21 protein-coding genes are annotated in these 20,796 nt (G+C 70.2%); 13 read left to right on the forward strand and 8 right to left on the reverse strand.

What is annotated here, in order from left to right; translation table 11 throughout:
* Positions 1–118: 118 nt before the first annotated feature.
* Positions 119–481, forward strand: a complete 363-nt coding sequence (locus tag IPL89_15925) for a four helix bundle protein (GenBank protein ID MBK9064661.1) — start codon at positions 119–121, stop codon at positions 479–481.
* Here the strand turns inward: IPL89_15925 and IPL89_15930 are convergent.
* Together IPL89_15930 and IPL89_15935 are read right to left on the reverse strand one after the other, a co-directional pair.
* Complete coding sequence (locus tag IPL89_15930; GenBank protein MBK9064662.1) at positions 478–1,425, reverse strand: Zn-dependent exopeptidase M28; 948 nt, start codon at positions 1,423–1,425, stop codon at positions 478–480. The two genes, IPL89_15925 and IPL89_15930, sit on opposite strands and share 4 nt — an antisense overlap.
* Positions 1,422–2,963 carry a fused MFS/spermidine synthase gene (locus IPL89_15935; protein MBK9064663.1) on the reverse strand — a complete coding sequence of 514 codons (1,542 nt, stop codon included), beginning with the start codon at positions 2,961–2,963 and terminating at the stop codon, positions 1,422–1,424. Before IPL89_15935 ends, IPL89_15930 begins: the two co-directional genes overlap by 4 nt.
* Positions 2,964–3,008: 45 nt before the next feature.
* On the opposite strand from IPL89_15935, the gene IPL89_15940 reads away from it, so the two are divergent.
* Positions 3,009–3,335 (forward strand): hypothetical protein, encoded by a 327-nt coding sequence (locus tag IPL89_15940; GenBank protein ID MBK9064664.1) that lies wholly within the window; start codon positions 3,009–3,011, stop codon positions 3,333–3,335.
* A 40-nt stretch (positions 3,336–3,375) separates the two neighbouring features.
* Here IPL89_15940 and IPL89_15945 read toward each other — a convergent pair whose 3' ends face one another.
* Positions 3,376–3,750 carry a hypothetical protein gene (locus tag IPL89_15945; GenBank protein ID MBK9064665.1) on the reverse strand — a complete coding sequence of 125 codons (375 nt, stop codon included), beginning with the start codon at positions 3,748–3,750 and terminating at the stop codon, positions 3,376–3,378.
* 106 nt (positions 3,751–3,856) lie between these two features.
* Positions 3,857–6,037, reverse strand: a complete 2,181-nt coding sequence (locus IPL89_15950) for an ATP-binding protein (protein ID MBK9064666.1) — start codon at positions 6,035–6,037, stop codon at positions 3,857–3,859.
* Between the two features lie 34 nt (positions 6,038–6,071).
* Here IPL89_15950 and IPL89_15955 point away from each other — a divergent pair, with 34 nt between their 5' ends.
* The gene (locus IPL89_15955; protein MBK9064667.1) at positions 6,072–6,467 is read left to right on the forward strand and encodes an acyl-CoA thioesterase; all 396 of its coding nucleotides are present in this window, start codon (positions 6,072–6,074) and stop codon (positions 6,465–6,467) included.
* 3 nt (positions 6,468–6,470) lie between these two features.
* On the opposite strand, the gene IPL89_15960 is transcribed toward IPL89_15955, so the two are convergent.
* Positions 6,471–7,028: a hypothetical protein gene (locus tag IPL89_15960; GenBank protein MBK9064668.1), complete on the reverse strand. Its 558-nt coding sequence runs from the start codon at positions 7,026–7,028 to the stop codon at positions 6,471–6,473.
* Between the two features lie 16 nt (positions 7,029–7,044).
* Positions 7,045–7,464: an aminoacyl-tRNA hydrolase gene (gene arfB, locus IPL89_15965; GenBank protein MBK9064669.1), complete on the reverse strand. Its 420-nt coding sequence runs from the start codon at positions 7,462–7,464 to the stop codon at positions 7,045–7,047.
* A gap of 35 nt (positions 7,465–7,499) precedes the next feature.
* Here arfB and IPL89_15970 point away from each other — a divergent pair, with 35 nt between their 5' ends.
* Entirely contained in the window at positions 7,500–7,853 is a 354-nt protein-coding gene (locus tag IPL89_15970) for a hypothetical protein (protein MBK9064670.1), read from the forward strand.
* The gene (locus tag IPL89_15975) at positions 7,850–8,536 is read left to right on the forward strand and encodes a histidine phosphatase family protein (protein MBK9064671.1); all 687 of its coding nucleotides are present in this window, start codon (positions 7,850–7,852) and stop codon (positions 8,534–8,536) included. Before IPL89_15970 ends, IPL89_15975 begins: the two co-directional genes overlap by 4 nt.
* On the opposite strand, the gene IPL89_15980 is transcribed toward IPL89_15975, so the two are convergent.
* Positions 8,442–9,134, reverse strand: a complete 693-nt coding sequence (locus IPL89_15980; GenBank protein ID MBK9064672.1) for an NAD(P)/FAD-dependent oxidoreductase — start codon at positions 9,132–9,134, stop codon at positions 8,442–8,444. The genes IPL89_15975 and IPL89_15980 overlap by 95 nt on opposite strands.
* A 761-nt stretch (positions 9,135–9,895) precedes the next feature.
* On the opposite strand from IPL89_15980, the gene IPL89_15985 reads away from it, so the two are divergent.
* Positions 9,896–10,684, forward strand: a complete 789-nt coding sequence (locus IPL89_15985; GenBank protein MBK9064673.1) for a 1-acyl-sn-glycerol-3-phosphate acyltransferase — start codon at positions 9,896–9,898, stop codon at positions 10,682–10,684.
* Here the strand turns inward: IPL89_15985 and IPL89_15990 are convergent.
* Positions 10,681–11,118 carry a hypothetical protein gene (locus IPL89_15990; GenBank protein MBK9064674.1) on the reverse strand — a complete coding sequence of 146 codons (438 nt, stop codon included), beginning with the start codon at positions 11,116–11,118 and terminating at the stop codon, positions 10,681–10,683. The genes IPL89_15985 and IPL89_15990 overlap by 4 nt on opposite strands.
* Positions 11,119–11,225: 107 nt before the next feature.
* Here IPL89_15990 and IPL89_15995 point away from each other — a divergent pair, with 107 nt between their 5' ends.
* The 7 genes from IPL89_15995 to fdnG all read left to right on the forward strand — a co-directional run bounded on the left by IPL89_15995 (position 11,226) and on the right by fdnG (position 20,791).
* Complete coding sequence (locus IPL89_15995; GenBank protein MBK9064675.1) at positions 11,226–11,918, forward strand: YceI family protein; 693 nt, start codon at positions 11,226–11,228, stop codon at positions 11,916–11,918.
* Positions 11,919–11,951: 33 nt separating this feature from the next.
* Positions 11,952–13,127 carry a fatty acid desaturase gene (locus tag IPL89_16000; GenBank protein ID MBK9064676.1) on the forward strand — a complete coding sequence of 392 codons (1,176 nt, stop codon included), beginning with the start codon at positions 11,952–11,954 and terminating at the stop codon, positions 13,125–13,127.
* A gap of 8 nt (positions 13,128–13,135) precedes the next feature.
* On the forward strand, positions 13,136–14,455 hold the full coding sequence (gene pepQ, locus IPL89_16005) for a Xaa-Pro dipeptidase (protein ID MBK9064677.1): 1,320 nt from the start codon (positions 13,136–13,138) through the stop codon (positions 14,453–14,455).
* Positions 14,456–14,517: 62 nt separating this feature from the next.
* Complete coding sequence (locus IPL89_16010; GenBank protein ID MBK9064678.1) at positions 14,518–15,690, forward strand: TCR/Tet family MFS transporter; 1,173 nt, start codon at positions 14,518–14,520, stop codon at positions 15,688–15,690.
* A gap of 9 nt (positions 15,691–15,699) precedes the next feature.
* On the forward strand, positions 15,700–16,764 hold the full coding sequence (locus IPL89_16015; protein ID MBK9064679.1) for an agmatine deiminase family protein: 1,065 nt from the start codon (positions 15,700–15,702) through the stop codon (positions 16,762–16,764).
* Positions 16,761–17,612, forward strand: a complete 852-nt coding sequence (gene aguB, locus IPL89_16020; GenBank protein MBK9064680.1) for an N-carbamoylputrescine amidase — start codon at positions 16,761–16,763, stop codon at positions 17,610–17,612. Before IPL89_16015 ends, aguB begins: the two co-directional genes overlap by 4 nt.
* Positions 17,613–17,713: 101 nt before the next feature.
* Entirely contained in the window at positions 17,714–20,791 is a 3,078-nt protein-coding gene (fdnG, locus tag IPL89_16025) for a formate dehydrogenase-N subunit alpha (GenBank protein MBK9064681.1), read from the forward strand.
* The last annotated feature ends 5 nt before the right edge of the window (positions 20,792–20,796 follow it).

Consider the following 20,796-nt stretch of genomic DNA (forward strand, 5'->3'; position numbering starts at 1 on the left):
TTTTGCGGCGGAGCCGTCGGCGAGGCAGCCTAGCACCGGGTCAAATCGACCTCATATGAAGCAAACCCATCAGTCCGGGGGGAACGTCCGGGAGCCCCCGGGCGTATAAAGGGGCAGGATGGCCGGCGAATACAAGAACCTCCCGCTCTGGAAGAGGGGAATGACCCTCGCCCACACGGTCTACGCGGCCGTGGAGGCGGCTGGGGCCAAGGGGACGGACGCAGGCACCCGCCTGAGAAAAGCAGCAGTTTCCGTGCCTTCCCTTGTCGGGGAGGCCTTCCTCGACATGTCCGGCAAGGACGTCGCGGAGGCCCTCTCCCTGGCCGAGGCGAAGCTGGACGAGGTCCAGGGACTCCTGACTTCTCCGGCGCTGAGCGGCATCCCGCCCGCCGACCTCGAAAGCCTTCTCGGCGACCTCGAGAGCCTCAAGGCCGAGCTCGTGCAGCTCCGGGCCACCCGGATGGGCGAAACGACGCACTAAGGCGCGATCCGGTGCCTCGCCAGCAGCTCCCGGACCTCGTCCGGCGTGTGCCGCGGGAGGTCCGGCCCGGCGTCGTCCGCGGCCCCCCATGCCAGCGCCGTCGCGAGCGCCGCGGTTTCGCGCGCGGCCGCGAAATCGAGCCGGCCGGCCGTGTCGGCCGCCGTGTGGTGCAGGGCGGCGTAGCCGGGGTCGATCTGGAACGCGGTGAGCACCGGGATGCCCGCCTTCACGAACGGGAAGGCGTCGCAGCCCGCCCAGATCTGGTACGTCCCGAAAATGGCCCGCCAGCGATCGTCGGGGGCGAGGGCGCGCTGGAAGAGGGCGCGCATCTCCTGCTTGCGCCCGTTCATGTAGAAACCCTTCGTGCGACCCGAGCCAAGGTCGAAGACCGCGGCGAGGGCGTGCGGCTCGGCGGCGTGTGCCGCCACGTACGCCGACGAGCCCGCCATCTTCTGTTCCTCCCCCGTGAAGAACGCAAAGCGGATCGTCCGGCGCGGCGCGGGCGCGAGCGCCTTCAGCGTGCGCGCCGCCTCGAGCAGCACCGCCACGTTGACGGCGTCGTCCGCCGCGCCCTCCCCCACCGCGACGCCGTCGAGGTGCGCCGCGAGGAGGACGAGCCCGCGCGCCCTGTCCGTGCCCGGAATGTCCGCGAGGACGTTGCGCGCCGGCGCGTCGACGGCCGCGCCCTCGGGACGCGGGTACGTCTCGAAGACGGGCGAAAGGCCGGCAGACGCGAGACGCGCGGCCGCGAGCTCCTCTCCCTTCGCGCACGCGGCGCTGCCGGTCACGCGCGCTCCGAGCGCCGCGAGGGCCCGCGCATCGGCCTCGATGGCGGTGGACGTCTCGGCCCGCGCCGCGAGCCGGGCCTGCAGGGAGGGCGCCGGTGCCTTCGCGCACGCGGCGGCGAGGAGTGCAAGCGCGGCGGCCGCGGCGGTCGTCCTCATCGCGCGAGGTGCTGGAGGGCGTCCGTCGGGCTGTAGGCGTCCGTGAGAACGGGCACGTCGGCCGTACGGATCTCGCCTTCGTAGAGGCGTGCGGCCCACTCGGAAATGGGCGGACGCCCGAGGCGCTCCGCGACGGCCTTCGCCCGGTCGGCGAGCGTGCCGGGGTCCACCCTCTCGGGCGAGCGCGTCGCGACCACGATCGCGTTGCCGCGGAACGTCCCCGCGCCGGCCTTGAGCTCGCTCGAGAACACATAGACGCGGGGAAAAACCTCGCCCAGCGTCTTCACGGCGGCCCAGAGGAGCTGATTGCGGTTGCCCGTGAGGTCGCCACCGAAGTTCACGGCCAGGACGCCGCCGGGACCGAGTTTTCTTGCGCAGAGCGCGTCGAACTCCTTCGTGACGAGGTGAAACGGCAGGCTGTCGGAGTAGTAGGCGTCCACGACGATCACGTCGGCGCCGTCCACCTGGCGTTCCAGCTCGCGGCGGCCGTCGCCCACGATCACGCGGTCGTTCGCGTCCGGCGCGAAAGCGAAGTAATTCCGCGCGACCGCGACGACCTCCGGGTCGATCTCGATCGAAGTCGAGGCGATTTCGGGGGCGCGCGTGGCGAGGAGGGTCGGCAGCATCCCGGCGCCGAGCCCGATCATGACGACGCGCCGGGCGTCCGGCGCGAACGCGAGGGAGAGCGCAAGCCCGTCCGTGTAAGCGATCCCGAGGTCCACGCCGGGCCGCACCGGCGCGTAACCCTGGAGCCGATTGTCGAAGTAGAGGGCGCGGCGCAGTCCCTGGTCCACGACGCGGATGCGGTGGTAGGCCGTCTCCTTCTCGAGGAGAAGCGTGCCGGCGGGCCCGGGCGCCTTCGCGATGCCGGGCCCCACGAGGAAGACGAGCGCGCCCGCCGCCCCGAGGAAACCGGCCCACGCGGCGCGGCGCAGGAGACGCGGCGCCGGGACGAGAAGGGCCGACACGAGCAGCGCGGCCCCGATGCCGAAGAGGATCGGCCGCGTCGGGAACGTCGGGATCAGGAAGAAGGCCGCCGCAAACGCGCCGAGGATCGAGCCGACCGTCGACACGGCCGAGAGCCGGCCCGCGGCCGACCCGACGAGCGCGAGGTCCTTCGCCGCGAGGCGCACGGCGAAGGGCGTGACGGCGCCCATGAGGATGCTCGGAGGAGCGAAGAGCACGGCGGCCGCGAGCAGCGCGCGGAAGCGATCCGGTACGGGCGCACCGCTGGCGGCCGCGAGGACGGCGTCGGGCGCGGCGAACAGGACGATCACGAGCGCGCCCGCCGCGAGGAGCACGCCGGAGAGCAGCGCCGGCTCGGGCCGGCGGTCGGCGAGGCGCCCGCCGAGCGCATAGCCGACCGCAAGGGCCGCGAGAAACGTCGTGATGAGCGCGCCCCAGACGAAGAGCGACGTCCCGAAAACCGGCGCGAGCACGCGGCTCCCGACGATCTCGAGGGCCATGAGCGCGGCGCCGGAGAGGAAAACCGCCCCGTCGAGGCGCAGGAGGTCGCGGGCCCCCTTCAAGCCACGCACCACGCCGCTTGACGCCCCGCGGCGCGACCGATAGTTTTGCCGACTATGAAACGTCGCTCCACGCTCACCGCCGTCCTCGCCGTGATCCTTCTCGCCGCGTCCGCCGGCTTCGCCCAGACGACGGCGAGCCCCGCCGCTCCTGCCGCCACGACGGCCGCCGCACCCTCGACGGCCGCCGCCGCGCCCGAAACGGCCGCTCCCCCCATGACGGCAGCCGCCGCTCCAGCGACGACCGCATCGGCCGCTCCGGCGCCCGCGACCGCGACCGAGCCGCCCGCCGGTTCCTCGCGCACGACGACGATCGTCATCGGCCTCATCGTCCTCCTGCTTCTGATCGTCCTCGTGGTGCTCGGGACGAAGAAAGAAGAATGACCGGGAGATTCTCTTAGAAGGTGAAGAGGGCGCCGCAGCGTCATGCGGCCGGGTCGGCCTGCGCGGCCGGCTCGCTCTTCACCCCTCGAAGCTCTTCCATCCTCTTCTCCAGCGTGTCCACGATCCCCGCGTCGTCCGCGAGCGGTGCGAGGGGGACGAGCATCTCCGTCGCGCTCGCGACGGACGCCTCGAGGCCCGCGCGCGCCACGTCCCGGGCCTTCGCGGCGACGCCGGGGTCTACGAGAGCCGTCGCCCAGGTCGTCGCGTGGACGAGCGCGGCGTGGAGGCGTGTCGCGTCGGCCTTCGCGGAGGCCGGGACGTCCCGCATGAGCTGGTAAGCAGCGTGCTGCGCCGCCATCGCGGAGCGGTAGAGCGGATGCTCACGGACGCTTTCCCGGGGGGAGATCTTCGGCATGAAGGGATTGTAGAGAAAGAAGAAGAAGAGATTTCTTTGAAGGTTAAGAGGGGCCGGGCTCGCGCCGGCGCCCTATTCACTTTCTAAGAAGATCTTCTCTTCATCTTCAGCAGATCCACGCGACGCCGATCGAGAGCACGTCGACACTGCTCGCGGCCGGGACGACCTCGACCTTCTGGAAGCGGCTCGCGTCCGGCGGGGCGAGCTTGGCCTCGAGCTCCTCGATCTCGGCCTTCAGGCCCTCGACCCTCGCCTCGGCAGTGCCTTCCATGCGCTTCTTGCTCAGGACGGAGCCCACCTTGTTCACACGGAGCGTCTTCTTCTTTCCGAAGAGGCCGCCCAGGACGTCGAGCGCCGCCGTGCCCATGGACGCGTAGGTTTCCATCGACCTTCCCTGCTCGGTCGCTTCCGCCGCCGCGAGGTCGCGCTTCTTCTTCTCCAGCTTCTCTCGCAGCGCTGCTGGAGCTTCGGCGCCCGACGCGGCGCGCGCGGCGAACGCTTCCGGAGTCTCGCCTGGAAGGGAGAGCGCGCCCGTGACCGGGTCCTTGAGAAGCGTCGTCGCGAGCTTGTCCGGAAGGCGCGAGCGCACGGCCTTCTCGGCCGCCTTCACGCCTGCCGGGCCGACCCAGGCCGGAAGGTCCGGGTAGCGCAGGGCGCGCGGCGCCTTGTCGAGCAGGCCGGTCGCGGCCAGGTCCGTCGTCTCGCCTTCGAGGACGTCGGCGGCCGAGGGCGCCGACAGAGGGAAGAGCTTGACGCCCTGCGTTTCGGGCGACGTTCCCTTCGCGGTCTTGTAGCGGACGGCGTACCTGACGTAGAGCGCCGCCGACGCGAGGTCGGCGCCGCGCTTCATGTCGACCCAGCGCGCGGGCCACTCCTGCGGGAGCGGCGGGGGCGCGGATCCGGCGGGCGCCGCGTCCGCCTTCCTCCCGGCCGCGGGCGCGGAGCCGCGCAGCTTCGCGAGGTCCGACTTCGTCATCGGGCCGCGCAGGTAGCTCATCGCCCAGCGAGTCTCGACGAGCGCGGGCTCCTTGCGGTGAACGTCGTGGAGGAGGAAGACGCGCTTACGCGTCTTGTCGAGCAGTCTCGACGCATCCTTGCCGCCGGCCTCGACGAGGCCCTCGGAGAGCCGATTGCGGTCGCGCTCGGTCTGCAGCGTCCCGACCCACCAGCAGCCGCAGTTCGCGAGGCCGCGGTAGTCGAGGTCGACGGGATTCTGCGACGCGAGGACGACGCCGACGCCGAACGCGCGCGCCTGCTTGAGGAGCGTGAGGAGCGGCTTTTTCGTCGGCGGTTCGGCCGTGGGCGGGAAGAAGCCGAAGATCTCGTCGATGTAGACGAGAGCGCGGAGCGCCGGGCTGCCGGGAAGCGTGCGCATCCACGACTTCACGCGCGCGAGCAGCGTCGCGACGACGAAGAGGCGCTCGGCGTCGCCGAGGTGGGCGATCGAGACGATCGAGAGGCGCGCCCTGCCGTCTTTCGCCGGGGCGAGCATTCGCGCGACGTCGAGGTCGTCGCCCTGCCGGAATGCGGCCGTGGCGGGAGACGCGAGGAGGCCGTTCAGCGCCAGCACGAGCGCCTGCCGGTCCTTTGCCGGATAGAAGGCGTCGAGGGAGAGCGCGCCGACCTTTGCGAACGGCGGCGACGAGGCCGTGTCGAGGAGCGTCTCGAGCGTGGCCGTCTTGCCGTCCGCCCAGAGCGCGTCCACGCAGGCGGCGAGGAAGACGAAGTCGCGCGACTTCACGGGGTCGGCGTCGCGGCCCGCGAGGCCGAGGAGGCCGCCCACCCACGAGCCCACGAGGTCGCGGCCGTCCTCCTCGTCCGCGCCCGCGGGCGGCGGCGTGCACGCGCCGAAGAGGTCGAGCGGGACGCCCGCCGTCGAGCCCGGCGTGTAGACGACGGCGTCGCGGCTCGCGAGGAGCGCCTTGACGTCCGCGGGGCCGAGGCCCCAGCCCGCGAGGCCGTCCGCCCACTTCTTCGACTCGGACTCCGGCGTCCCGGCGGACGGGTCGACGAACGGCGCGAACTCCTCCGGCGCGAGGTTCGGGAAATTCAGGAGAAGGTTGCCGAGGTCGCCCTTGGGATCCACGGCGAGGACCGGGATCCCGCGCTGGAGGAGCTCCTCGATCAGGACGATCCCGAGCGCCGTCTTGCCGCTGCCCGTCATGCCCACGATGAGGCCGTGCGTCGTCAGGTCGGAGGGGTCGAGCCGGAAATCCTCGCGGACTGTCTTTCCGGTCGAGGCATCGACGGCGCGGCCCAGGAAGAGCGTGGATTTCGTGTCGGACATGCGCGCGATCTTAGCGCCGCGGTATCGTCGCCCCATGGACACGAACGCCCACGAGCCCGCGATCCGCGTCTCGATGCTGCCCCGCGACACGAACGGGCACGGGACGATCTTCGGCGGCGTCCTTCTCGCCTACATCGACCAGGCCGGCGCGATCGCGACGCGCCCGTTCTGCAATCTCGTCGTGACCGTGAAGATGAACGAGGTCGTCTTCCATCACCCGGTCTACGTGGGCGACGTCGTGAGCTTCTACGCGAAGGTCGTGAAGATCGGGACGACCTCGATCAGCGTGCAGGTCACCGTCACCGCGGAGCGGTGGAAGGAATCGGGCAAGGTCCTGAAGGTGACGGAGGCCGAGGTCGTCTACGTGAACGTCGGCGAGGACGGCCGGCCGGTGCCGATCCGCAAGCCGCCGTCCGGCGCGTGGGCCTGAAGCTCACTTCTTCCTGAAGAAGCGCTCGCAGCCGGCGGGCGGGCCCATCGTGAGCGGGCCCTTCGTGTTGTTCGTCTCGTCCGCCTCGTCGACCAGGTTGCCGGGGTCGGCGGTCGCGAGGAACGGGTGGTTCGCCTTGACCATGTAGGCCGGGTCCGCCGCGAGGAAGAGGACGTCCGCGTTCACGGTGACCGACTTCCCCGCCGCGATCTCCGGGAGCGGAACGCTCGCCATCCAGCCCGCGCGATCCTGGGCCGCGACGGTCAGGAGCGGCTTGCCCCCGAGCGAGGCGGAAGACGGCGACGGGCCCGTCCCCGCGTTCGTGACGATCACGGCGAAACTGTAGACGACCGTGTTCGGCTCGCACGACGGCTTCGGGACCGTGTTCGACGTCGGACCGGCGAAGCCGAACGCCGTGACCTGAAGGTCCGGCTTTCCGGGCGTCGGCGTGGGCGCCGGCGCCGCCGTGGGCGTCGGCGCGGGTTTCGCCGGCTTCTTCTGCGCGGCGGCGGGAGCGGCGGCAAGCGCGGCGCAGAAGGCAAGGGCGAGCGTCCGGTTCATGTCGGCCTCCATGGGGTCAGTCGTCGTCGCGGACCGAGCCGCGCCGCACCTTGCGGGCCGCGGCCGCGCGCTTGGCTTTCAGGCGTCTCTCTTTCGCGGCTCGCGACGGGCGCGTCGCGCGGCGCGATTTCGGCGCGACCTGCGCCTTCTCGAGCAGCTCGCGCACCTTGTCGCGCGCCCCGGAGAGGTTACGGTACTGGTCGCGGCTCTCCTGCGCGGTGACGCGCAGGACGCCGTCCGCGCCGAGGCGGCGGCCCGCGAGCGTCGCGAGGCGGCGGCGCGCGGGCTCGTCCAGGCCCTCGACCTTCGCGAGGTCCACCTCCAGAAGGATCTTCGACGCCACCTTGTTGACGTTCTGCCCGCCCGGCCCGCTCGAGCGCACGGCGTGCGCCTCGATTGCGGCGGGCGGGACGAAGACGCCGGGCGGGGCGCTGATCGGGTCGGCCACGACACGCGAAGCATAATCCCCGCGTGAACCGGCGCGATCCCGTCCGCCTCGTGTACTCCACGGCGACGGGCCGCGTCTGCGCGACGTGCGGCTGGCCTTCGGACGAGTGCAAATGCTCCTCGAAGGTCGAAGAGAAGATTCCGCCGAAGGTCGTCGTCAAGCTGCGACTCGAGAAGGCTGGGCGCGGCGGCAAGATGGTTACGGTTCTCGACGGGCTGCCGAGGAATTCGGATTTCTTAGAAGGTTTAGCGAAGGACCTGAAGAAAGCCCTCGGCACAGGTGGCTCGGTCGTGGGCGCGACGATCGAGCTCCAGGGAGAGTGGCGCGAACGCCTCCGAATTCTCTTACCTTCTAAGAATCTCTCGGTGAAGGGTTGAAGCCGACACGCGTCTTCCTCGTGCGGCACGGCGCGACGACGCTTTCGGCCGAAGACCGCTTTGCGGGCGAGACGGAAGTCGAGCTGTCCGAGGAGGGGCGCGAGCAGCTGCACCACCTCGCCGCGCGTCTCGCGCGCGAGCCGCTCGCCGCGGTCGCCGCGAGCCCGATGACGCGCACGGTCGAGAGCGCGAAGATCCTCGCGGCGCCGCACGGGCTGCCCATCCTGCCCGTGGACGGGCTGCGCGAGATCTCGCACGGCCGCTGGGAACAGCGGACGCGCGCCGAGGTCGAGGCCCGATGGCCCGAGGAGTACGCGTGCTGGGAGCGCGACCCGTACACGTTCGCGCCGGAGGGCGGCGAGACGGGTCTCGCCGTGACGGCGCGCGCGCTTCCCGTGCTCGTTTCGCTCGTCAACGAGCACGCGGGCCGGTCGATTCTCGTCGTCTCGCACAAGGCCACGATCCGGCTCCTCCTCTCGGCGCTGATCGGCTTCGACCCGCGCACGTATCGCGACCGCCTCGACCAGAGCCCGGCCTGCCTGAACGTCCTCGATTTCAAGGGGCCGTCGCAGGCGCGGCTCATGCTCTTCAACGACGTGTCGCACTACGCGCACGCCGGCGCGTCGACGCCGTCGCTGCCGAAGGGGAGCCTCTCGAAGTGGTGGGACGACCCGCCGATCTGATCAGGGGACGCGCGGACGAGACGCCCGCCGTCCAGCCCGTGCCCCACGCCCACTGGAAGTTGAAGCCGCCGATCGGGCCGAACGCGTCGAGCACCTCGCCTGCGAGCCACAACCCCGGGACGACCTTGCTCTTCCCGCTGCCGGGGTCGACCTCGTCCAGCGCGACGCCGCCCCCCGTGACCTCCGCCGTTCGGTAGCCCTCCGTGCCCGTCGCAGGGAGCGGGAACGCCGCCAGCGTTTCCGCGACCCGCCGCCGCGCGTCGCGAGTCAGCCGCGCGAGCGGCTGATCCGCGACGCCACTCTCCGCCAGCACAAGCTGAATGAGTCGGTCGGGAAGAGAACCGGAGGAGGAGAAAGAGGAAGAGGAAGATTTTCTTAGAAGGTTGAAGAGGGAGATGCCAGAGCGAGCACCCGCAACGAGGCGCGCGTCCCAAGCGGCCGCAACGGACGAGGCGTCCGTCGCGCGTTTCGGCGCCGCGGCCCGCACGGGACCATTCGAAGAAATCTTCTCTTCTCTCTTCTCTTCTCCGAATCCGAAGCAAACTCTTACTTCCGTTTGGCCCGCGGCGCGGGCGACGACGTGCGAGACGTCGAGCACCGCCGGGCCGCTCCAGCCCTTGTGCGTGAAGAGGAATCCGCCCTCCGACCCGGCACTCTCGCCGCTCGCCGCGCACTTCGCGGTGACCCGCGCGTTTACGCTCACGCCGGAAAGTGCGTGGTGCGCGGGCGCATCGCCCGTGAGCGGGACGAGGGCGGGGTACGTCGGCACGAGCGTGTGGCCCAGCGCCTCGGCCCACGCGAAGCCGCGCCCGTCGGCGCCGCCTCCGAGGACCGAGAGACCGCCGGTCGCGAGGATCACGCGGGAGGCGCGGACGTCGGGGCCGTCCGCCATCCGGATCGCGAAGCCCCCGTCCATCCGTCCGACCTCGCGAACGATCGCGCCCGTGCGGATCTCCGCGCCCGCCAGGGCGGCCCGCGCCACGAGCGCGTCGCGCACGTCCTTCGCCCGGTTCGAGGGCGGGAAGAGCTTCTTCCCTTCCTCTTCCTCGCGCAGCGGCCCGCCGAGAAGCTCCTCGAAGAACGCGCGCTGCTCCTCGAGCGGGACACGGGCAAGGTACCGGCCCACGACGCGCGGCGGCGCGGCCGAGACGAAGCGCTCGCGCGCCTCCTCCATCGGGAGGACGTTGCAGCGCCCGCCGCCGGAGACGAGGATCTTGCGGCCCGGCTGCGCGGCCGCCTCGAGGACGACGACGCCTGCCGCGCCCGCCTCGGCGGCGCGGATCGCCGCGAGGAGGCCCGCCGCCCCGCCCCCGAGAATCGCGAGGTTCACCACATCCGCCATCCCGTCGATAATGCGGCATGCCTTCCTCGACGGGCGGACCCGGCGGGTTTTTCCGCCGCATCGCCTACCGCGTGTACTTCGTTCTCGCCTGCGCGGTCGGCGGCATCTCGTTCATCCTGCTCGCGGCGGCCGCCCTCCTCCATTACGCGTTCTTCCGCGACGGCGAGAAGGCCGCGCTCGTGTGGATCCGGGGCTTCGGCTTCGTGATGACGCGCTTCCTCTTCTGGAAGGTGGCCGTCGAGAACTTCGACACGCTCCTCGCCACGCGGCCCGCGGTCGTCGTCGGGAACCACCAGTCCAATCTGGACATCGCGACGTGGTCGACGTTTTTCCCCGACAAGGCCGTCGCCGTCGGGAAGAAGGAGATCCTCAAGATTCCCGTCTTCGGGATGCTCTGGAAGGTCTCGAAGCACATTCTGATCGACCGGTCGAACGCCATTGCAGCGCGCGACTCGCTGAGGGCCGCGGCCGAGCGCGTCCGGACCGAGAGCCTCAGCGTCTGGGTGCTGCCCGAGGGCCACCGCAACACGAAGCCCGAGATGCTGCCCTTCAAGAAGGGCGCGTTCCACCTCGCGATCGCCGCGCAGGTGCCCGTGGTCCCGTTCGCGACGTCGCCGATGTGGACCGTCCTCGACGCGCACCGCTGGATGGTGCGCCCCGGGACCGTGCGCGTGCGCTTCCTGCCGCCGATCCCGACCGCCGGGATGACGGACGACGACGTCGAGCGCCTCAGCCTCGCCGCGCGCGCGGCGATCGAGGGGGCGCGCCAGGACTTCCTGAAGACGGCGGGCCCGCGGATCGGCTAGACCCGGAACGTATCCGGCCGCCAGCTCTGGATCCGCTTCTTGATCGCCTCGCCCGTGAGGTTCTCGTCGAGCGCGACCTCAACGAGGCCCGCGAGCTCGGTGTCGGGCGCGAAGCGCAGGCCGATGAGCTGGTCCTCCGTGAGCGAGAGGCTCCGGGCCCGCAGCGGATCCTCGAGGACCGCCGCGAGGCGCTGGCGCTCCTCGAGCCGGATGACGCGGTCCTGGGCCCTGAGCGCGAACGACCGCGCCTTCCACGCGACGACGATGAGAGCCGCCGAGACGAAGATCCCCCAGATCGTCCACGCGGACGGCGCCTTGATCGCGAGCCAGAGGTGGACGAAGAAGGCGATCACGAGAACCGGGGCCGCGAAGAAGTGGTACCAGGGGTCCCAACGGCGGTGGGTCTTGTAGTCCTGCGTGGGCGTTTCGGCCATTTTGTTCCTCTCCGTGAAATCCGTCCCCGCTCTGGATACGGACTCTCGATAGACTCAAGGGCCCCCCGGGGCTCCGCCCCACTCTATCCAAAAGGAGACTCCCCCGCATGTTCCGACCCCGCGCCCTCGCGCCGCTGGCGCTCGCCCTCGTCTTCGCGGCCTCGTCTGCCCGCGCCGACAAGGAGACGTTCCTCCTCGACAAGAACCACACCCAGATCGGATTCAAGGTCCGCCACTTCGTCACGAAAGTCCCCGGCAAGTTCGCGAAGTTCGAGGGGACCCTCGTCCTGGATCGCGCGAAGCCCGAGGAGAGCTCCGTCGACCTCAAGATCGACGCGACGAGCATCGACACGGGCGTCCCGAACCGCGACAAGCACCTCAACTCGGCGGATTTCTTCGACACCGCGAAGTTCCCCGAGATCACGTTCAAGTCCACGAAGATCGCCGCGAAGGGCAAGGACGCGTACGAGGTCACGGGCGACCTCACGATGCGCGGCGTGACGAAGCCCGTCACGCTGGCCGTGACCGCGAACGGCTTCGCGAACGACGGCCGCGGCGGCCAGAAGACCGGCTTCGACGTGACCGGCAAGCTCAACCGCAAGGATTTCGGCGTGAGCTGGAACGCGACCGTCGACCAGACCACGATGCTCTCGGACGACGTGGACCTCGAGATCACCGTCGAGGCGAACAAGCCCGCCCCGAAGCCAGCGACCCCGCCCCGGCCGCCCCGGCCACGAAGTGACCCATTCCCCGCTTTGTGCGGGGGCTGCAAGAGCTTAGGATTCAGTCGCCCGGCTTGACGCCGGGCGATTCTCCTTCGAAGGAATCCTCCGATGTCCGAAACGACCACTTCCGCCCTTTTGCCCGCGCGGAGCCACCGCGTCCGCCCCGTCGCGGTCTTCGGCTTCGCCCTCGTCCACGTCGCCGCGGTCGCCGGCGTCGTGGCCCTCGGCTTCTCGTGGAAGGGCGTCGCCCTCGCGGTCGCCTCGTACTACCTGCGCATGTTCGCGATCACGGCGGGCTTCCACCGCTACTTCTCCCACAAGGCCTTCAAGCTCTCGCGCGTTCCGCAGTTCCTCCTCGCGCTGCTCGGCCAGACGTCCGCGCAGAAGGGCGTCCTGTGGTGGGCGTCCAACCACCGGCACCACCACAAGTACTCGGACACGCCCGAGGACATCCACAGCCCGAAGCAGGACGGCTTCTGGTGGAGCCACATCGGCTGGATCCTCTCGGGCAGGTACGACGAGACGGATTTCTCCCGAATTCCCGACCTCGCGAAGTTCCCCGAGCTCGTCTGGCTGGACCGCAACCAGTACGCCGCGACGATGCTCTACGGGATCCTCACGTTCGTCTGCTTCGGCTGGACCGGCCTCGTGTGGGCCTACTTCGTGTCGACCGTGTTCCTCTGGCACGGCACGTTCACGATCAACTCCCTCATGCACGTGATCGGGCGCCGCGTGTTCCCGACGACGGACACGAGCCGCAACAGCATGTTCTTCGCCCTCGTGACGATGGGCGAGGGCTGGCACAACAACCACCACTTCTACCCGAGCTCGGCCGCGCAGGGCTTCCGCTGGTGGCAGCTGGACGCGAGCTTCTATCTCCTCTGGCTGGGCGAAAAGCTCGGCGTCGTGAAGAACCTGCGCCGCGCGCCGACGGCCGCCGTCATCGCGCGCCTGACGTCCGGCGCGGGCGCCGTCGCCTCGCCGGCGCACCTCGCGTCCGACGCCGCGGACGCCCTTGCCGCGCGGTGGGAGGAGATCCGCTCGGCGGCCAGCGTCGCGGCCCACGCGGCGCTCGTCGAGCTCGAGGCCGCGCGCCTCAGGGCCTCGGCCCGCCTCGAGACGCTCCAGGAGGACTACGCCGCCGCCCGCGCCCGCGCCGGCGTGGCCGCGGAGTCGAAGCTCGAGGAGCTCCGCACCGAGATCGAACGCACGCGGCGCGAGCTGCACGAAACGCTCCAGCGGCTCGTCGAGCAGGCGGAAGGGCTGGGCCTCGCGCCCGCCTGAGGAGACCCATGGCAGACCTCTACGCCCAGCACCTCGCCCGCCTCGCCGCCTCCACCTCGCGGGCCCTCGAGGAGACGGGCTTCGACCGGATGGTCGTCCACTCGGGCGTGCCGTTCACGTACTTCGCCGACGACAACGACGCGCCCTTCCACCCGACGCCCACGTTCGCGCACTGGGCGCCCGTCGAGGGCCCGTACCATCTCCTCGACGTCGTGCCCGGGAAGAAGCCGCGCCTCGTGCGCGTGCAGCCGCGCGACTACTGGTACGCGCCACCCGCGCCCGCGCCCGCCTTCGTGGCTCGGGAGTTCGACGTCGTCGACGTCGCGACTTCCGAGGCCGGGTGGAAGGCCGTCGGAAACGGCTTCGCGCGAACGGCCTTCGTCGGCGGCGCCGTGGACGAGGCGGCCGCGCACGGCTTCCGACCCCAGAACGTGAACCCGAAGGGGCTCGTCGCGCGGCTGGACTGGGAGCGCTCGTACAAGTCCGACTGGGAGGCCGAGCAGGTCGCCGTCGCGAACGCGAAGGCGGCGCACGGCTACCGCGCCATCGAGAAGGCGTTCCGCGCGGGCGCCTCCGAGATGGAGCTGCACCACGCGTACCTCACGGCGATCGGCGACGTGGAGGAGGCCCTCCCGTACACGTCGATCGTCGCGCTCGACGACCGCTCCGCGACGCTCCACTACCACGGCAAGCGCGGAAAGCTGCCCTCTCCGTCGAAGGTGCTCCTCGTGGACGCGGGCGCCACCGTGAACGGTTATGCGTCCGACATCACGCGCACGTTCGTCCGGGAGGGCGTCGAGCCCGTCTTCGCGCGCCTCCTCGACGGCATGAAGGCGCTGCAGGCGAAGCTCTGCCTCGAGGGGCGGCCGGGCCTCCACTACCGCGACTTCCACCTCCGGGCGCAGAAGTACGTCGCGGACCTCCTTCGAGAGGTCGGGGTCCTGAACGTCTCGTCCGACGAGGCCGTCACGACGCGCCTGACGTTCCCGTTCTTCCCGCACGGTCTCGGCCATTTCCTCGGCCTGCAGGTCCACGACGTCGCCGGGCGCCAGGCCGACCGCACGGGCACGCCCGCGCCGCCGCCGGCCGACCACCCGGCGCTCCGCACCGTCCGGCCGATCGAAGAACGCATGCTCTTCACGGTCGAGCCCGGGCTCTACTTCATCCCGATGCTCCTCGGTCCCCTACGCGAGGGCCCGCACCGTGCCGCGATCGACTGGGCGCTCGTGGATCGCCTGATCCCCATGGGCGGCATCCGCGTCGAGGACAACATCTTCGTCGGGAAGGACGCGAACCGGAACCTCACGCGCGAGTCGCTCCCCGAGTAAGGGGCCGCGTGCGGACGGGCAAGGCCGCTCTCGGTTTCATCTTCGTCACGATCCTGCTCGACATGCTCGCGCTCGGCGTGATCGTGCCGGTCCTCCCCACCCTCGTGACGGCGTTCCAGCACGGCGACACCGCGAAGGCGGCCGAGACGATCGGCCTCTATGCGACGGTCTGGGCGCTCATGCAGTTCGTCTTCTCGCCGATCCTCGGCCTGCTCTCGGACCGCTTCGGCCGCCGCCCCGTGATCCTCCTCTCGAACGCGGGGCTCGCCCTCGACTACGCCGTGATGGCGCTCGCGCCGACGCTCGGCTGGCTCTTCCTCGGGCGCGTCTTCTCCGGGATCACGTCGGCCAGCGTCCCGACGGCGATCGCGTACATGACCGACGTGACGCCACCCGAGGACCGGGCGCGCTCGTTCGGATTCGTCGGCGCCGCGTTCGGGCTCGGGTTCGTCGTCGGACCGGCCGTGGGCGGCTGGCTCGGGACGCAGAACCCGCGTCTCCCGTTCTGGGTCGCGGGCGGGATGAGCCTCCTGAACGCGCTCTGGGGGCTCTTCGTCCTGCCCGAGTCGCTCCCCAAGGAGAAGCGCCGGACGCGCCTCGACCTTTCCACCGCGAACCCGCTCGGCACGCTCGCGCTCCTCAGGCGCCACCGCGAGCTCTTCGGCCTCGCCTCGGTGAACTTCATCGGCTGGGTCGCCCACGAGGTCTACCCGGTCATCTTCGTCCTCTACGCGACCTACCGGTACGGCTGGAACGAGCGCACGGTCGGGACGGTCCTCGCGGGCGTCGGCGCGATCGGGATCGTCGTCTCGGCCGGCCTCGTCGGGCCCGTCGTCAAGGCGATCGGCGAGCGGCGGACGCTCCTCCTCGGGACGCTCCTGGGCGCGGCGGGCTTCGCGCTCTACGGCTGGGCGCCGGCGGCGGGCTTCTTCCTGGCCGCGCTTCCGGTGAGCGGTCTCTGGGGCCTCGCGGGACCGGCCTCGCAGGCGCTCATGTCCAAGCGCGTCTCGGCGTCGGAGCAGGGCGAGCTGCAGGGCGCGCTGGGGTCGGTGCGGAGCCTCGCGATGCTCGTCGCCCCGTCCATCTTCTCGCTGACGTTCGCGTTCGCGATCGCGCCGGAGCGCTCCGTGAAGCACCCTGGCGCGCCGTGGTTCGTTGCGGCGGGGCTGCTCGTCCTCGCCGCAGCCCTCGCAGCAGCCGTCACGCGACCGGCGCACGCGCCGCGTCCTTTATAGTCCGGCGCGATGTCCGCGACGCTCCACCGATCCGGCGAGACTCCCCGCGCCGCCCGATTCCGCCAGCCCGCCGAATGGGACCGTCACGAAGCCGTGTGGCTCGCGTGGCCGAGTCACGAGGACCTCTGGGAAGACGCGCTCCCCGGCGTCCGGGCCGCCTTCACCGGGTTCGCCGCCGCGATCGCGGATCGCGACGTGGCCGGAAATCCCCGGGGTGAGCAACTGAACGTCCTCGTGCCCGACGACGAAAACGGCCGCCTCGCGGCGACGGCGCTCGCGGGCCTCGGCGCGCGTTACTTCGTGATCCCGTTCGGCGACATCTGGCTGCGCGACACGGCGCCGGTTTTCCTCGTCGGACCCGGTCACCGGCGCGCGGCGGCCTCGTTCCGATTCAACGGCTGGGGCGGCAAGTACGTCCTCCCGGACGACGACGCGGTATCGGAACGGGTCGCGATGGCTTCCGGCCTCCCGGCGTACCGCTTCCCGTGGATCCTCGAGGGCGGGTCCGTGGACGTGGACGGCGAAGGCACGTGCCTGACGACCCGCCAGTGCCTCCTGAACCGCAACCGCAACTCCGGGATGTCCCCGAAAGCGATCGAGGACGGCCTGAAGGACGCGCTCGGCGTCTCGACGATCCTGTGGCTCGGCGACGGCCTCCTGAACGACCACACGGACGGGCACATCGACACGATCGCGCGCTTTGTCGCTCCCGGCGAGGTCGTGTGCATGTCGCCCTCGGGCGGCGACGACCCGAACCACCGCGTCCTGCTCCAGATCGCGCGCGACCTCGTGCACATGCGCGACGCGGAAGGCCGGCCGCTGAACGTGACGACGGTCCCCTCGCCCGGCCTCGTGACGGGCCCGGATGGGGAGGTCATGCCCGCGAGCTACGTGAACTTCTACATCGCGAACACGACCGTCGTCGTGCCCGCGTACGGCGTCCCGAACGACGAACCCGCGCGCGCGGCGATCGGGCGGCTCTTCCCGGGGCGACGCGCCGTGTCCATCCCCGCCCGCCAGCTCCTCGAGGGTGGCGGCGCCTTCCACTGCATCAGCCAGCAGGTGCCCGAATGACGGAAGTCCAGAACGTCACCTTCGCCGCCGTCCAGTGCGCGCTCGGCGGCTCCGTGGACGAGAACGTCGCGAAGGTGGAGTCCCTCGTGCGCGCGGCGGCGAAGAAGGGCGCGACCGTCATCCTCCCGCCCGAGCTCTTCGAGGGGCCGTATTTCTGCCGCGAGGAGCGCGACCGCTACTTCGCGTGGGCGAAGCCCGCCGAGGGCCACCCGACGATCGCGCGCTTCTCCGCGCTCGCGAAGGAGCTCGGCGCCGCAATCCCCGTCTCCTTCTTCGAGAAGGCCGGGCACGCGTACTACAACAGCCTCGCGATGGTGGACGCGGACGGGACCGTGATGGGCATCTACCGCAAGAGCCACATCCCCGACGGCCCGGGCTACGAGGAGAAGTTCTACTTCCGCCCCGGCGACACGGGCTTTCGCGCGTGGAACGCGAAGATGGCGCACCTCGGCGTCGGGATCTGCTGGGACCAGTGGTTCCCCGAGGCCGCGCGCGCGATGCTCCTCGCGGGCGCCGACGTTCTCCTCTACCCCACCGCGATCGGCTCGGAGCCGGAGAACCCGGCGCTCGACACCCGCGATCTCTGGCAGCGCGCCATGCTCGGCCACGCCGTCAGCAACGTGGCGCCGGTCATCGCCGCGAACCGCGTCGGGAACGAGGGCGGGCAGGTCTTCTACGGGTCTTCGTTCGTCGCGAACCAGCGTGGCGAGAAGCTCGCGGAGCTGAGCCGCGAGGAGGAGGGCGTCGCCGTGGCGACGATCGACCTCGCGCAGGTCCGCCGCGACAGGGCCTCCTGGGGCTTCTTCCGCGACCGCCGCCCGGACCTCTACGGACGCCTCGTAACCTGAATAGGCCGATTCGTTTACGCGGCGTGAGATCGCGTATTGACACACGCCCCCTTCCGGGGATCTGCTAGCGAAACAGCAGAAACTTTCGGAGGAGGGACCCCATGGGCCTGACTCGACGAACCTTCCTGAAGGCGGGCACGGCCGGCGGCGCCGTCGCCCTCGGCTTCGACCTCAACGAAGCCCGCGCCGAGATGCGCGAGTTCAAGATCTCGCGCACCACGGAGACGCGCTCGACGTGCCCGTACTGCTCGGTCTCGTGCGGCGTCATCATCCACACGCTCGGCGACCGCGCGAAGAACGCGGCGGCCTCGGTCGTCCACGTCGAGGGCGACCCGGACCACCCGATCAACCGCGGCACGCTCTGCCCCAAGGGCATCACCCTCAAGGAGGACATCCAGCACGCCCACCGGCTCACGAAGCCGATGGTGCGGCGGGCTGGCTCCGATAAGTGGGAGGACGTCTCCTGGGACGACGCGATCGCCGGCATCGCGAAGCAGATCAAGACGACGCGCGACAAGTGCTTCGTCGCGAAGAACGCGAAGGACCAGGTCGTGAACCGCAATCCGGGCATCGGCCTCATCGGCGGCTGCACGGACACGAACGAGTTCAACTTCCTGATGTGGAAGACGGGCGCCGCGCTCGGCGTCGTCTACAGGGACTCCCAGGCACGGGTATGACACGGACCCACGGTGGCCAGTCTGGCCGCCACGTTCGGGCGCGGGGCGATGACCAACGGATGGGTCGACATCAAGAACGCCGACGTCGTCTTCGTCATGGGCGGCAACCCCGCCGAGAACCATCCCTGCGGCTTCAAGTGGGCGATCGAAGCCCGCAAACTCCGTAACGCGAAGATCGTCACGGTCGATCCGCGCTACACGCGGACGGCCGCCGTCGCGGATCTCTACTCCCCCATCCGCGCCGGCACGGACATCGCGTACCTCAACGGCATCATCCGGTACGCGATCGAAAAGGACCGCTTCCACGCCGACTACGTGAAGGCCCACACGAACGCGGGCTACGTCATCGGCGAGAAATACGGCTTCACCGAGGGCCTCTTCACGGGCTGGGACACGGAAAAGGGCTCGTACGACAAGGCGGCCTGGGCCTACGAGGCCGACGCGAAGTCGAAGGGCTACGTCGTCGACGAGACGCTCCAGAATCCGCGCTGCGTCTTCCAGCTCCTGAAGGCGCACGTAGACCGCTACACGCCCGAGATGGTCTCGAGAATCTGCGGCGTGCCGGCCGAGACGTTCGTCAAGGTGGCCGAGATGGTCACGTCGACGGGGACGGCCGCGAAGGTCGGGACGATCCTCTACGCCCTCGGCTGGACACAGCACTCGACAGGCGTCCAGATCATCCGCACCGCCGCGATGCTCCAGCTCCTCCTCGGCAACGTCGGGCGGCCCGGCGGCGGCGTGAACGCGCTGCGCGGCCACTCGAACATCCAGGGCGCGACCGACATGGGCGGCAACACGGAGATCCTGCCCGGCTATCTCCGGGTCCCGGTGCCGGCCCAGACGAACCTCAAGGAGTACCTCGAGGCCGTCACCCCGACGACGCTCAACAAGGTCGCGTGGGCGTCCATGAACTACTGGCAGAACTACCCGAAGTTCATGACGTCGCTCCTGAAGGCGATCTGGGGCGCGAAGGCGACGAAGGAGAACGACTTCGGCTACGCGTGGCTCCCGAAGATCGACGGCCTCTACACCTGGACGCACATGTTCGACGACATGTACCGCGGCACGTCCAAGCGCGTCGGCGGGACCGAGGCGGGGCCCGAGGGCCTCATCTCGTTCGGCATGAACCCGGTCGGGACCGGCCCGAACACCCCGAAGATGGTCGCGGCCCTCTCGAAGCTCAAGTGGCTCGTGATGGTCGAGAACGTCGAGACCGAGACGGCGCAGTTCTGGAAGGCTCCGAAGGAATACGGCGGCGCGGACGCGGCAAAGATCGCAACGGAAGTCTGGCTCCTCCCCGCGGCTCTCTTCGCGGAGAAGGACGGCACGTTCACGAACTCGGGCCGCTGGGCGCAGTGGAAATGGAAAGCGCTCGACCCGCCGGGAAAGGCGAAGCCGGACACGGAGATTCTCGCGCGCATCGTCCTCGCCCTGAAGGACCTCTACAAGAAGGAGGGCGGCGCGTTCCCGGAGCCGATCCTCAACCTGTCGTGGTCGTACACGAACCCCGTGAATCCCGACCAGTCCGAGGTCCTGAAAGAGATCAGCGGCAAGGCGCTCGCCGACATCCCCGATCCGAAGGACAAGACGAAGGTCCTCAAGACCGCCGGGCAGCAGCTCGACGGCTTCGGCCAGCTGCAGGACGACGGCTCGACTCTCTGCGGCAACTGGCTCTACGGCGGCTGCTTCACCGAGGCGGGCAACCTCACCCAGCGGCGCAACAACGCGGACCCGCTCGGCCTCGGGATGTTCCACCAGTGGGCGTTCTCGTGGCCCGCGAATCGCCGCGTCATGTACAACCGCGCGTCCGCCGACAAGGACGGCGTGCCGTGGGACGCGACGCGCGCCGGCATCAGGTGGAACGGCGAGAAGTGGGTCGGCGACGTGCCGGACATCAAGCCCGACAGCAAACCGGGCGAGTTCGGCGCCTTCATCATGAACGCCGAGGGCGTCGGCCGGCTCTTCGCGCCGGGGCTCAACGACGGCCCCTTCCCCGAGCACTACGAGGCGATCGAGGCGCCGGTCGCGAACGTGCTGCACCCGAAGGTGAGCTCGAACCCCGCCTCGAAGAAGTTCTCCTCGGACAAGGACCCGTACGCGACGGCCGACAAGTTCCCGGTCGTCTGCACGACGTACCGGCTCACCGAACACTTCCACTACTGGACCCAGCACAACCCGAAGCTGAACATGATCCAGCCCGACTTCTTCTTCGAGATTCCCGAGGAGTTCGCGAAGGAGCTTGGCGTCGCGAACAAGGGGAAGATCACCGTTTCCAACCCTCGCGGCTCCATCACGGCGATGGCGATGGTCACGAAACGCCTCAAGCCGATGAAGGTCGACGGCAAGAACGTCTGGCAGATCGGAATGCCGATCCACTGGGGCTTCGCGGGCAACCCGGGGCACACCGGGCCCCTCGCGAACTTCCTGACGCCCTCCGCGATCGACCCGAACACGTGGACTCCCGAGTTCAAGGCCTTCCTCGTGAAGGTCGAGAAGGCTTGAGGAGG

The sequence above is a fragment of the Acidobacteriota bacterium genome, from assembly GCA_016716715.1.
In the GTDB taxonomy this organism is placed as follows: Bacteria; Acidobacteriota; Thermoanaerobaculia; order UBA5066; family UBA5066; genus Fen-183.